Source organism: Dyadobacter luticola, from assembly GCF_005860805.1.
Taxonomy (GTDB): domain Bacteria; phylum Bacteroidota; class Bacteroidia; order Cytophagales; family Spirosomataceae; genus Dyadobacter; species Dyadobacter luticola.
Genome location: NZ_VCEJ01000005.1, coordinates 950,707 through 964,690, shown reverse-complemented (window position 1 = coordinate 964,690; position 13,984 = coordinate 950,707). Strand labels below are relative to the sequence as shown.

The 13,984-nt window shown below is 48.8% G+C and carries 10 protein-coding genes; all 10 read left to right on the top strand.

The genetic code is table 11. The features are described 5' to 3' along the window. Positions 1 to 2 precede the first annotated feature (2 nt). The 10 genes from FEN17_RS23140 (at position 3) to FEN17_RS23095 (ending at position 13,958) form a co-directional block, all read left to right on the top strand. Positions 3 to 1,049, top strand: a complete 1,047-nt coding sequence (locus tag FEN17_RS23140) for a FecR family protein (RefSeq protein ID WP_138367743.1) — start codon at positions 3 to 5, stop codon at positions 1,047 to 1,049. A 72-nt stretch (positions 1,050 to 1,121) separates the two neighbouring features. Beyond that, on the top strand, positions 1,122 to 4,577 hold the full coding sequence (locus FEN17_RS23135; RefSeq protein ID WP_138367742.1) for a SusC/RagA family TonB-linked outer membrane protein: 3,456 nt from the start codon (positions 1,122 to 1,124) through the stop codon (positions 4,575 to 4,577). Further along, on the top strand, positions 4,577 to 6,181 hold the full coding sequence (locus tag FEN17_RS23130) for a SusD/RagB family nutrient-binding outer membrane lipoprotein (protein WP_138367741.1): 1,605 nt from the start codon (positions 4,577 to 4,579) through the stop codon (positions 6,179 to 6,181). The genes FEN17_RS23135 and FEN17_RS23130 overlap by 1 nt, the downstream gene beginning before the upstream one ends. Positions 6,182 to 6,347: 166 nt before the next feature. Beyond that, positions 6,348 to 7,568, top strand: a complete 1,221-nt coding sequence (locus tag FEN17_RS23125) for an aminotransferase class V-fold PLP-dependent enzyme (RefSeq protein WP_138367740.1) — start codon at positions 6,348 to 6,350, stop codon at positions 7,566 to 7,568. A gap of 36 nt (positions 7,569 to 7,604) precedes the next feature. After that, entirely contained in the window at positions 7,605 to 8,846 is a 1,242-nt protein-coding gene (locus FEN17_RS23120; protein ID WP_138367739.1) for an amidohydrolase/deacetylase family metallohydrolase, read from the top strand. Positions 8,847 to 8,864: 18 nt separating this feature from the next. Further along, on the top strand, positions 8,865 to 10,604 hold the full coding sequence (locus tag FEN17_RS23115) for a PQQ-dependent sugar dehydrogenase (RefSeq protein WP_138367738.1): 1,740 nt from the start codon (positions 8,865 to 8,867) through the stop codon (positions 10,602 to 10,604). 118 nt (positions 10,605 to 10,722) lie between these two features. Further along, a complete protein-coding gene (locus FEN17_RS23110) occupies positions 10,723 to 11,151 on the top strand; it encodes a c-type cytochrome (protein ID WP_138367923.1) in 429 nt (142 codons plus the stop codon). Positions 11,152 to 11,173: 22 nt separating this feature from the next. Then, positions 11,174 to 12,652, top strand: a complete 1,479-nt coding sequence (locus FEN17_RS23105) for a PQQ-dependent sugar dehydrogenase (protein ID WP_138367737.1) — start codon at positions 11,174 to 11,176, stop codon at positions 12,650 to 12,652. Between the two features lie 33 nt (positions 12,653 to 12,685). Further along, complete coding sequence (locus FEN17_RS23100; RefSeq protein ID WP_138367736.1) at positions 12,686 to 13,159, top strand: RidA family protein; 474 nt, start codon at positions 12,686 to 12,688, stop codon at positions 13,157 to 13,159. Positions 13,160 to 13,349: 190 nt separating this feature from the next. Continuing rightward, complete coding sequence (locus FEN17_RS23095) at positions 13,350 to 13,958, top strand: RNA polymerase sigma factor (RefSeq protein WP_138367735.1); 609 nt, start codon at positions 13,350 to 13,352, stop codon at positions 13,956 to 13,958. Positions 13,959 to 13,984: the final 26 nt, after the last annotated feature.

The window sequence follows — 13,984 nt, the reverse complement described above, 5'->3', positions numbered from 1 at the left end:
CAATGTCAGATCAAACGCCATGGCCCCTGATCGCCAAGTACTTGGCAGGCGAATGTAGCCCGGAAGAAAAACTGGCTATGGAATGGTGGCTGGACGATTACAGTAACAGCCAGCTGTTTGAGCAGATCAAAGAAGCATGGCAGCAGGAAAAACAGCCCGACGACTTATCGGAATTTGATGCGGAACGTGGGCTGCGAAGACTGCACGCATTGATTTCAAGCCAGTCGGATATTTCTTTGGAAAGTGAAGAAAGCAGGAAGAAAGTTTTCAGGCTGCCAAAAATCAATTCCTGGCTGGCAGCGGCGAGTGTGCTCATTCTGATCGGGTTAGGTTATTTATTTGTTAATAAAAACACCACCAGAAACCCGGTCGCCAGCGTAAAACTGGCCCGGCAGGTCAGCGGGAATGCAGGAATTATCAACTTCCAGTTGCCCGACGGCTCCAAAGTTTGGTTGAACAAAAACAGCAAAATCGATTTTCCGGAAGCCTTTGTTGCGGATAAAAGAGTAATTTATCTGGAAGGAGAAGCATTTTTTGAAGTGGTCCATAATCCCGAAAAACCTTTTATCGTGCGCAGCGAAAAGGTATCGACGCAGGTACTGGGCACCTCATTCAATGTGAAAGCTTATAAAGGTGAAGAAATCGCCTCGGTATCGGTAGCGACAGGAAAAGTGGAGGTAAGCAAAGAGATTGAAAGCGGCTCGCCGATCCGGATCACGCAGCTTACCCCGCAGCAGGAACTGGTCATCAACACCAAAAAAGACGAGACGTATATAGACATCGTTAGCCTGGCTGACATTGGTGCATGGCGAAATGAGCCGCTGGTTTTCAGAAACAATACTTATGCAGAGGTAATCAGCAAGTTAGAAGAACATTACGCCATTAAAATAAATGTAAAAGATAAAAACCTGGCCAACTGCCGGGTGATGGCCAGCTTCAACGAAGACGCCACTTTGAACGATGTTTTGAAATTGCTGAGTTTGTCAAATGCTTTCCAGTATACCATTGACGGTAAGAATGTTACCATCAAAGGCGGAGAGTGCCGGTAGTGATTATTCCTAAACCCTATATTTTGCATTGCTGTATTCCTAATCTCTTAACCATTTCTAAAACCTGAACCTATGATGAGAGCATTACCGGAACGGTCGTCACATTGTTTTAACCGGCATTGGGAGCGGCTTGTTCTGGTAGTGTTCCTGTTTTTTCAAGCGGGTTTTTGCATGGCCTGGCCAGGTTCGGGGTGCAGTATCGAGGAGGTCAGGATTACGATTTATCTCAAAGACGTATCCCTGCAAAAAGCATTTATCGCGATCGAGAAAAAGAGCGATTTCAGGTTTATTACCAGCATTGAACGCATTAATACCAAGAAAAAAGTGTCTGTCTCCCTGCAAAATACATCGGTAAAGGATGTGCTGGAAAATATTCTGGCAGGCACCGGACTGGGCTATACACAGATCAACAACAACATTATTATTAACAACAAAACCGCGGTAGTGAGACAGGCGGCGGCGAGTGTTATGCCTGCCCAGGTAACTACCGAAACTGCTCCGCTGGAAGTGAAAGGATCCGTGAAAGACGCCAAAGGCAGCGGGGTCCCGGGCACGAACATTTCAATAAAAGGCACTTCCCAGGGCACCACCACGGATCTGGAAGGTCGGTTTGCCCTTAATGTGCCGGACGAAAATGCAGTGCTGATTTTTTCTTCTATCGGCTATATCACGCAGGAAGTTACCGTCAACGGCCGGTCGGCGATCGACCTGATGCTGCTGGACGATGTGAAGCAGCTCAGTGAAGTAGTCGTGACGGCGCTCGGTATTGAAAAAGATGCGAAGAGTGTCACTTACGCCCAGCAAAATGTGGGCGGCGAGGAGCTGATCCGCGTGAAAGACCCGAATATGATCAACTCGCTAGCAGGAAAAGCGGCGGGCGTGGTGATCACAAAAGGTACCGGCGGGCCGGGATCGTCTTCCCGGATTTTGCTGCGCGGGAATAAATCCATCACCGGCAACAACCAGCCGCTGTACGTCATCGACGGCATCCCGATGAACAATGCAAACGGCACGCAGGGCAATTCTTTGTTCGATACGCGCGACGCCGGGGACGCTATTTCCAACCTCAATCCCGAGGACATTGAAAACCTGAGCATTCTAAAAGGCGCCTCAGCCGCAGCATTATACGGTAGCCAGGCCGCAAACGGCGTGATTTTGATCACCACTAAAAAAGGCCGCAAGGGTTTCGCCTCGGTCAATTTTTCTTCCAATGCCAGTTTCGAAAACCCGATCGCGCTGCCGCATGTCCAGACCAAGTATGGGCAAGGTTATGGCGGTGTTTCCAATACGGCGGTGAATGATAGCTGGGGACCGGCGATCACGAATGGCAGCGACAAACATTTGAAATCGTTTTTTGATACGGGGCGGACATTTGTCAACAGCATTTCGGTCACGAACGGGAATGATATCGGGCAGTTTTATTTGTCTTATGCCAATACCAAAGCAAATGGAATCGTGCCGCAGAACGATTATAAAAGGCATAACATTAACCTGCGGGGCACCACGACGCTTTTTAAAAACAAACTTTCGCTGGACGCTTCGGTGAATTATGTGGAGCAGAAAGTGTACAACCGGCCGATGGCGGGGTTTTATTTCAGCCCGATTTTTAGCTTATACCTCTTCCCGACGGGTGATGATTTTTCTAAATATAGCGGCAGCAACTTCGAAAAATGGGACCCCTCGCGGCTGATGAACGTGCAGAACTGGCCTTACATTAAAAACGAAGCCAGCTCGAACCAAAACCCGTACTGGCTCGCCAACCGCAACCAGACCGACCAGTTCCGAAACCGCACGATCTACGCTTTTTCGGCCAAATGGAAACTGACGGATTGGCTTAGTTTGCAGGGCCGCGCCACGTATGATAAAGTGCAGGACAGTTACGAGCTCCGGCAGTATGCATCCTCCGACCCGACGCTGGTCGGCATCAACGGCGGCTACCGAAAGAACCTGACCAACACCGACCAACTTTATTCCGACATCCTTCTAAGTGGTACCAAAACCCTCGGGAAGGATTTTTTCGCTTCGGCCACATTGGGTTTCAGCAATACGCAGAATACTTTTTATGACCTGAATGTGGGTAACAGCGGCGCCACGAATACCTTGTCTTTTCCCAACTTTTTCTCGGCTTATGCCCTGCAAAGCCTGAATGGTCAGGGATTTTTTAATGCAACCGAAAGCCTGCAAAAACGTTTATCACAAGCATTATTTGCCACGGCGACAGTGGGTTATAAAGAAACTTATTTCCTCGATTTGACTGCCCGGAAGGAATGGTCTTCGACGGTGAACCAGTCGTTTTTTTATCCGTCCGTGGGGTTATCCTATGTTTTGACGGAACATTTGAATCCCAATGAAATCCTTTCTTTTGCCAAACTGAGAGGTTCGTACGCCGAGGTAGGCAATGCGCTGCCTTTTGGCGTTTCCAACTGGTCGCCGCCTTATGCGCTTTCGAATGATGAAAATGTGATCGGGCGCGGCACATTGCCGTTTTTTAGCGGCAGTGATACCACGAGTTTGAAGCCGGAAAGGACGCGCTCCTGGGAATTTGGGACCGAGCTGCGGTTTTTCAAGGATAAATTGAATGTGAACCTGACCTACTACAATGCTACGACCTTCGACCAGGTCTTCCAGATCCAGGCCCCGGCAGGCGCAGGCGCGGCGAATTTCTGGATAAACGGCGGCACGATCCGGAACAAGGGTTTTGAAGGTACAATAAGTTATAAAGCTGATTTTGGTGGAGTTACCTGGACGCCCGGGGTGAATTTTTCAAGAAATGTCAATCAGATCCGTGAACTGAGCAGCTTGTTGAAATCCGACTGGTTTGTGCTGCAGGCCGGCGGCAGTACTAGAATGTTACAGTTGTTTCTGACGCGTCCCGGTATTGCCAATCTCGGGGGCAGGGCTTATGGCTCCTACGGGGATTTGTTTGGAAAAACTTATCAGCGCGACGAAAACGGGCATATTAAGTATAATGAAACCACCGGCCTGCCACTGCTTTCTTCGGGTACGGACCAATATCTGGGTAATGCAAATCCCAAGTTTCTGATGGGTTTCAATAACCAGTTCAAATATAAAAACGCGACATTATCCTTTTTAGTCGACGGCCGGTTTGGTGGAAAAATCGCTTCGATGACCGAGCAGTGGCTGGATTTCAAAGGTTTATCTAAAAGATCAGGGGACGCTCGGGATGCGGGCGGGGTTACGGTGAATGGAAAAACAATCCCGGCAGAGACTTACTACAACTACATTTCAGGAAAAGGCGACGTGGCCGCGGCGGCTGAGGAATATATGTTCAGTGCTACGAATGTGCGGATGCGCGAGCTGGCGCTTAGCTACTCTTTGCCAAAATTCTCAAAAGCCATAAAAGACATCACGGTTTCGTTTATCAGCCGCAACCTGTTTTTCTTTTACAAAGACGCCCCTTTCGACCCGGAAGTAAGCATTACCACCGCCAATGGTATGCAGGGCATCGAAGGTTTCAGCATTCCGGCGACGCGGTCTTATGGTTTCACAGTTAGAGCAACATTCTGATGAGCGAGCCAAAGAACATATCTCCGCGGAATTCCAAATCTGGACTAAACAAGTTTAATTGGCTCGTAATCTGCGGCTTGCTCTGGATTTCTTCCGCCTGCACAGATTATATGCAGACATTGAACCAGGACGGAAAGCTGATCACGGACGAAGACCTGGTGCAGGACGCCAACGAAGGCGGGATTCTATTACCATTAATGATGAACCGCATTGTGGCCACTACGACGGCGGTACAAACGCAGCAGAATTTACAGGCAGAATCGTACGCCGGTTACCTGGAAACTCCGACGCCATTTTTGAATAATGAAAACACCACGACCTATTTTATGGTGGACGGCTGGAACAATGCGGCCTGGAATACTTCCACCCAGAATATCATGGACCAGTGGCTGCAAATGTGGAAAAAGGGTTATGAAACCAAATATCCCGACCTGTACGCGATTTCGCTGATCATTAAAGTCGCGGGTGCGCATCGGTTAGTAGATACATTCGGCCCATATCCTTATACCCAATATGGTACTGCCGCGCAGGTTACATTTGATTCTGAGGAAGAGGCTTATGATGCTTTTTTTGCTGATCTGGATAAAGCGGTAGGTTATTTGAAAGCGGCGGAAAAAGCTAATCCGAATGCAGACAAAACGCGTTTTGCCAAGTGGGACAAATCCTCGCTGAGCGGGGAATATACCAACTGGATCAAACTGGCGAATACCTTAAAACTGCGGCTGGCGATCCGGATTTCAAAAGTAAAACCGGATTTGGCGAAAACAGAGGCCGAAAAAGCAGTTGACCCAGCCAGTGGCGGGTTGCTTTCTGACATCGGATTTTCAGTCACGCCTACTACCACCAATCCTTATTATACCATGGCGAATGCCTGGTCGGATACACGGCTTTCGGCTTCGATCGAGACATTTTTGAAAGGTTTCGCGGACCCGCGCCTGCCGGTGTACGCACTGGCAGCGACTGACAAAGATGCTGCCGGACAGGTGAAAGGCATCCGCGCTGGCTCTGAGCGGCCGGATAAAGCGAGATACCAGTATTATTCCTTGCCGAATGTTTCGACTACGACGGCGGTGAAGCAGATTGATGTGGCGGAAAGTTATTTTCTCAAAGCGGAAGGTGCTTTAAGAGGGTGGAATATGGGAGGTACTGCCAAAGATTTTTACGAAGCGGGCGTCCGGGCATCATTTAAGGCGAATAATGTAAGCGGCGCGGATGAATATCTGGAGGGAAACACGACGCAAATCCCTTATACCGATCCAAAAAATACGGCTAATAACCTGCCGGCGATGACGCAGATCACGGCAAAATGGTACGAGGCGGAAGCTTTTGAAACGAAACTGGAAAAGATCATTACCCAAAAATGGATTGCATTGTACCCCGAAGGAACCGAGGCGTGGTCGGAGTTCAGGCGGACAGGGTATCCGAAATTGTACCCGGTTGCGATCAGCAAAAACCCGGACCTTCCGGCGGGTACTTTTATCCGGCGGCTGACGTATCCCTCAGCCGTCACCAATTCCAGCGGAGAGGCTGTGCGAGCAGCGGTAGCGGCCTATTTGGGAGGAAAAGATAGCGCCGCTACCCCCATCTGGTGGGATGTGGATTGAGCAAAATAAAACAGATTTCAAATCGATAAATAACCAAAGTATATTTTTTGTTTTTGGCAGTTTTGAAAAAATAATCTTACGAAAAGAGTATCAGAACATATTTCCTGCATCCTTATTTTTGTAATGAACAACAATATTTCAACCCATTTTAAGCCCTTTGACCATTATGATAAACCGTAGAGATTTAATCAAACATTTGTCTGCTTTTCCTCTTTTAGGCGGATTTTTAGGCCAGAATTCCCTTACCCCGACGGCGATGGTAGCCAAAGGCGCGGCGCGTAACATTGCCAAAGAACTGGGCATCCGCACATTCATCAATGCAGCGGGTACTTACACGATGATGACCGGCTCGCTGATGCAGGACGAAGTGGTGGAGACGATCCAGGGCGCGGCGAAAGATTTTATGATGCTGGACGAAGTGCAGACGAAAGTGGGCGAGAAAATCGCGGCGATCTGCCACGCGGAAGCGGCTGTGGTGACGGCGGGCTGTTTCTCAGCTCTAACATTGGGACTGGCTGGCGTACTGACCGGCATGGACACGAAAAAAGTGGAAGCGTTGCCGCATCTGGAAGGTACCGGGATGAAGTCGGAAGTGATCATCCAGAAAGGGCATAACATTGGCTACTCGCATGCATTGACTAACGCAGGCTGCAAGATTATCCAGGTGGAAACTGCCGAGGAATTGCAAAAAGCGATCAACGAAAAAACGGCAATGCTTTGGTTTTTGAACATTCAGTCGGATAAAGGTCAGGTGGGGCACAAAGAGTTTCTCGAGATCGCGAAGAAGAATGGTATCCCGACGATGATCGACATGGCTGCGGACGTGCCGCCAGTTGAAAACCTCTGGAAGTTCAATGATATGGGCTTTGACCTGGTGTGTGTATCAGGTGGAAAAGCGATGCGCGGGCCACAGAGCGCGGGTATTCTGATGGGTAAAAAACATCTGATCGAAGCGGCAAGACTGAGCATGCCGCCACGCGGATCGACCATCGGACGCGGGATGAAAGTGAATAAGGAGGAAATCCTGGGTATGTATGTGGCGCTGGATAATTTTGTAAAAATGGACCACAAGAAGGAGTGGAAAACCTGGGAAGACCGCATTACAATGATCAGCAATGCTGCTAAAAGCGTAGCTGGCGTGAAAACGGAAGTAACTGTGCCTGAACTGGGTAACCATACCCCGACATTGAAAGTATCCTGGGACCCGGCGAAAGTAAGCCTCCCTGTGAAGCTTCTACAGGAAAACCTGCGCAAGGGAGATCCTTCTATCGAGATCATGCCTGCTGAGAACAACTCGCTGACGATTACGGCCTGGATGCTAAAAAGCGGTGAGGAAAAAATCGTGGCGAGCCGCTTGAAAGAGGAGCTTTCAAAGGCAGTTGTTTAATTTAGTGCATTGACCTAAACCCATTTTATTTTGAAAATGAAATATAAATACCTGCTGCTGATGATGCTGGTGAGTCTGCAAACTTTCGCGCAGACTTACAGCATCCTGATCAAAGGCGGCACCGTCATCGATCCGAAGAACAACATCAACGCGGTGATGGATGTCGGGATTTTTGAAGGGAAAATTAAAAAAGTAGCTAAGGATATTGACCCGAAAGAAGCCCGCCAAGTGGTGAATGCCAAAGGAATGTATGTGACACCGGGGTTGATCGACATTCACGGCCACGTGTTTTTTGGTACGGAAGTCAATCATTATCTGAGCAATAGCTTCACCGCTTTGCCGCCGGATGGTTTTACATTTCGGGTAGGCGTGACGACGATTGTGGATGCAGGCGGCGCGGGCTGGACGAATTTTGATGATTTTAAAAACAATGTCATTTTTCACTCCAAAACGCGGGTGTTATCCTTCATGAACATTGTCGGAAAAGGCATGAGCGGCGGGCAGATCGAGCAGGACACCAGTGACATGGATCCCGGACTGGCAGCGGCAGTGGCTTTGAAAAACAAAAATGATGTGGTGGGTTTCAAAGTGGCGCACTTCATGGGGCACGACTGGACGCCGGTGGACAATGCGGTAAAAGCGGGCAAGCTGGCGAATATGCCGGTGATGGTCGATTTTGGAGGAAGCACGCCTCCCCTGCCGCTGGAAGATTTATTCATGAAACATTTACGTCCCGGCGACATTTTCACGCATGCTTATACTTTGCTGGAAAACAATGTGCGCGAGACAATCGTGGACGAAGCGACGGGAAAAGTGAAACCGTTTACGCTGGAAGCACGCAAAAAAGGGATCATTTTCGACGTAGGTTACGGCGGCGCAAGCTTCAATTATTCGCAGGCGATACCGGCATTAAAAGCAGGATTTTATCCCAATACCATCAGTACCGACCTGCATACCGGCAGCATGAATGGTTCGATGAAAGATATGCTGAGCATTATGTCCAAGTTTTATAACATGGGGATGGATATGCCGTCAATCATCAAAGCGAGTACCTGGGAACCGGCAAAAGTGATTCACCGCGAGCAGCTCGGCCATATTTCGGAAAATGCGATTGCGGACGTGGCGGTGTTTTCTATGCGGAAGGGCAACTTTGGCTTTTATGACAAAACCGGATATAAGGTGGAAGGCAAGGAAAAGCTGGAATGTGAGCTGACCATCATGGGCGGGAGGATTGTCTATGACTTGAATGGAATTACAACGCCGATTTATTTGAAGTAACTAATGCCCCCTAAACCCATGAACAAAAAAACATTAAAATGGTCCGTGGCGCTTTTGACCCTCTTTGCGCTGGGATTTACGCGATTCGATCAGGATGACAAACCTTTTAATACCAAAAACGGCGGGTTATTCCTGCCCGAGGGCTTTGAGGCTACGGTGGTGGTGGACAGCTTGCCGGGGCGGGCGCGGCATATTGCGGTGAATGATAATGGGGATATTTACGTAAAAGCGCGGTTTGCCGGGAAAGATGAATCGGTGATTGCGCTGCGGGATACCAATGGTGACGGGCGCGCGGACATTATCAAACGTTTTGGCGGGCAGGCACGCGAGCGGGCTTATGGTACTGCGATGCGTATTTACAAGGGTTACCTGTATTTCAGCTCGGAGCTTGTGGTATACCGGTATAAACTGACGCCTGGCGAGCTGGTCCCGACGAGCCAGGAGGAAGTGATTTTGACCGACGACCACCCGCACGGCATGCACGAGCACATTGCCAAGCCAGTAACATTCGACGACAAAGGTTTTATATATGTGCCTTTCGGGGCAAATTCCAACTGCTGCCAGGTGGATAACCGCACGCCGGGCTCGCCGGGGATGAACCCCTGCCCGATCCTGGAAGACCACGGGGGTATCTGGAAGTTTGATGCCAATAAAACAGGCCAGCACCAGAAAGACGGTGTGAAATTTGCTACTGGTTTGCGCAGCATTGTGGGCATGGACTGGAATTTTGCGGATAACAATTTATATGCCTTGCAGCACGGCCGCGACGATCTGTTGCGTCTCTGGCCGCAGCTTTATAATGGCTGGGAAAGTGCCATGCTGCCTTCGGAAGAATTTTTACGGATCAAAGAAGGTACGCACGCCGGGTGGCCGTATTGTTATTACGATCAAATGCAAGGTAAAAAACTCTTGAACCCGGAGTATGGTGGCGATGGTAAAATCGTGGGCGATTGTGGCCAGTATGAAAAACCTTTGATCGGTTTTCCTGGGCACTGGGCGCCTAATGATCTGCTTTTTTACCAGGGCAACCAGTTTCCCGAACATTATAAAAACGGTTCATTCATCGCATTCCACGGATCGACCAACCGCGCGCCTTACCCGCAGTCGAGCTACTTTATTGGGTTTGTACCTTTTAAAGGCGGACAACCCTCAGGGCCTTACGAGATTTTTGCCGATGGTTTTGCCGGCGTAGATCCGATCGTGAATGTGAGCGACGCGGTTTACCGGCCGATGGGCATCGCGATGGGACCGGATGGTTCGATTTACATTGCGGAGACAGAAAAAGGAAAAATCTGGAAAGTGACTTATAAGGGTAATAAAAAGAAATTTGGCAAAGCAGCACTCGCTTCGCAGGAAAAAAGAAAATCGCTGACGCACATTCGCACGCCTGATTTTGTAAAAGATAACCTGGATAAAGACGAGCCGGTGGCGGGTGGAAAAGTGTATGGCGTGTATTGCAGCGCCTGCCACCAGCGCAATGGTATGGGCGACTCGCAACGATTCCCACCCCTGGGTGGCTCCGAGTGGGTTACTGGCGATAAGACCCGACTGATCAATGTTTTGTTGAAAGGTCTGGAAGGTCCGATCGATGTAAAGGGACAATCGTACAATAATGTGATGCCCCAGCACAGTTTTTTAAAGGATGAAGAAATCTCCGAGGTACTGACGCACATCCGGAGCAGCTACGGTAACAATGCCGGTCCGGTAAGTGTCCTGGAAGTGTCCAAGGCGCGGGCTGCTCTCGATAGTTTGAAATAAAGCTTTTCTCCCTCCAACCCTGTTTAAGTGGATATTACTCTCCGGCAATTGAGTATTCCTTTAAAAGGTTGGAGGGAGAATGGCAACTCCCATACATTCACCATTTCTGAAACATTCAATGCGCAGCAATTCAGTTCTAGCCGCGATTACATTCATTATTTCCGGTGCGGGCCTTGCAGGGTTTTCATCTAAAAGTACAAACCATTTTACCACACAAGACCCCTGGAAAGCACCTGCCTGGGCCGATACGCTCAAAAGTCCTTTTCATGAAGAACCCCTCACGCTGGCGCAGGGCGAGGAGCTTTTTACACTATACTGCGCCGCCTGCCATGGTGAAGGCGGCTACGGCGATGGTGCCGCGGGCGGAGCGCTGGGCCAGAAACCTGCCAATTTTCATGATACATTGGTCAAATCACAAAGTGATGGCTCGGTGTTCTGGAAAATAACCACCGGCCGGGGAAACATGCCCGCGTTTAAGGATGTGTTTACCGATGAGCAGCGCTGGCAGCTCGTGGCATACGTTCGCAAGCTGGGCAAAACCGAGTAAATCCTGAACCTGTTTTATAAAAATGCAACATTTTAAAAGCTTACTAAAAACCGGATGTTCCGTGCTGCTGCTCGGGATTTCCATGCATGTCACGGCCCAGAGACAGGAAGTTGTGACGAAAACGCCTGTCGCGCTGCGCGATGACATTGTGATCGAGGAGTACATGAAAGTAGAGCCTGAGGCGGTGCGGATCATCCGGAATCCGGCCACTGGCGATATGTATTACACCACTTTTTTTGGTGATGTGATCAAAATCGAAATGGTGGACGGAAAGCCAACGAGCAAAAAAATCCTCTCTGTGGAAGACCACGGCATCCCGCGCTTGCAGGGGGCGATATTTCATGGTAACACGCTTTTTCTGGCGGGTAATGTGAGTGTGAATAACAACAAAGGCAACAAAGGCCGGATGGTGCGGTATGAATTGAAAAACGGGACCGATAAGCCGGAGATGACAGTAGTATTTAATACCGAGGAATACGGCGCGAACAAAACCACCTTCGACCACGGCTGGAATGCGCTGGAAATCAGTCCTGATGGAAAATATATTTTTGTCAACACCGGCGCAAGGACCGATCACGGCGAAGTGCAGGACAATGGCGGCGAGTATCCCAATGCACGCGATAATGCATTGACTTCTAATATTTTCCGGTTTCCGATCAATTCAAAAGATTTGCTGTTAACGACCGATACCGCCAAGCTGAAAGCCGACGGTTATCTCTATGCCGAAGGTATCCGAAATGCGTATGATATGGCTTTTGACGGTAAAGGAAATTTGTTTGCCGTTTCCAATTCCGGCGATTATGACCATCCTGAGGATATGTTCTGGGTGCGGCAAGGCCATCATTACGGTTTCCCCTGGGTGATGGGCGGCATCGATAACCCGCAGCAATATCCCGACTTTCAGGCCGATCCCGAGAAGGATCCTTTCCTCAGCAAATTTGCTTTCGCGATGCTAATGAAATATTTTCACAATGATCCGGATTTCCCAAAACGGCCCGCAGGCGTTACATTCACGCCCTCGGTGCAGAATATGGGACCTGATGCAAACGAGTATCGCGACAAAGCAACAGGCCAAGTTTTCGACGGAGATTCAACTGGCGTGGCAGTGGGAACATTCAATGCACATGCTTCGCCGCTGGGACTTTTCTTCGATACCAATAATGAATTGGGCAAAGATCTGACCGGCGATGGTTTTGTGATCCGGTACGCCGGCGGCCCGAGAAATGGCGTGGCAAACCCGAGCAGATTGCGGAGAGAAGGCAGGGATATGCTGCACCTGGAAATGACGTACGACAAGGCGTCGGACAATTATAAAATGAAAACCACGCGAATGATCGACAACTTTACGTCGCCGACAGACGCATTACTGGTGGGAAATACCTTGTACGTAATCGAGTACGGCGGCAAGCAGGGCGGGAACAAAGCAGGCGGAAGTATCTGGAAAATCACCCTTCCGGCCAACGAAAAAATGGCGAAGAAGAGCAAAAAAAGAAAATCATAGTGACTATTTAATATCCATCTTAATTAAACCAATATGAAATCCGAAAGAAGATCGATTATCAAAAAACTGTTCGCCTCCGTGGCAGGTATCGCCGGTATCGGTGCAGCTTCCAAAGTCGCAGCCGCTCCTGCTGAGGTAGTTGCCGCACCCGCATCACACGAAAGTGGCAGCGTGGAAATGATTCAGGATATCCCGTTGTTTGCTGGACATACCATTTTTAATAATATGGTTTTTATCGCCGGAAAGGGCGCGCACGTTCCGGGAGACGTGAAATCGCATACCAAAATTGTGTTGGATTCGATTGAAGAAGAATTGAAAAAAGCAGGTTCTTCGATGGATAAAGTATTGAAAGTGAATGTTTATCTTGACAAAATCGAAGACTGGGCGACGATGAACGAAGTGTACAAAGGTCGTTTTGGTAAAAAACCACCGGTACGTACGACGGTTGCCGTAAAAGGCATTCCGGGCGACTCGCTGATCGAAATTGACTGCATCGCTTATATCTAGTATCAAATATCTGTTATTCAAAGCCTTGCCGGTTTCATCACAGGCAAGGCTTTGTTTTTGTCACCTTTCCGATGATTATTTTGCAGTAACTGATTATTCCGGCAGATAATTTTAAATAAAAAAATTAAGTCATTCTTATATTTTAAAATTCAGCGATAAACCCTTACTTTGTTGTCTTACCGTACCAAATTTGAACAAAAGACAACGTATCGCTGAGGAGAACATCGTCCTGCTGGACCTGTGGCATCAGTCGCAGGCAGGGGACAGTCTGGCATTTTGCCAGCTCGCCGACAAGCAATACCGCACGCTTTTCAACTACGCTTCGCAGTTTACTTCGGATCGGGAATTTGTCAAAGATTCTATTCAGGAGCTACTGATCCACATTTGGGAAAAGCGCGAGAGCATTAACATTCAATTTGTTACCATTTATTTCCTCCGCGCGCTGCGTAACCAGCTGATGCAGGAATTTCGCCGGAACAATGCGTCCCAGGCTTTGCTGGACATTGACGATGTAGACCAAATCTCGGACTACCAGACAATCGAAACGGAAATCGAAAGACGGGAAGTTTTTACAGAAAATCAGGTAAAAGTAAGATCGGCGCTGGAAGAACTCCCCCGCCGCCAGAAAGAAGCCATCTTCCTGAAATATTTTGAAGGCATGGACAACGAACAAATCGCAGATCTGATGCAGGTCAACCGGCAGTCGGTGGCGAATTTGTTGTTTAAGGGGATTACGTCTTTGAAGACGCAGATGCATTGGATTAGCATGATTGTCATGACTTTTTTCAATTTCGTCTAAAATTGGTTATACTCAATTTTTCCTCA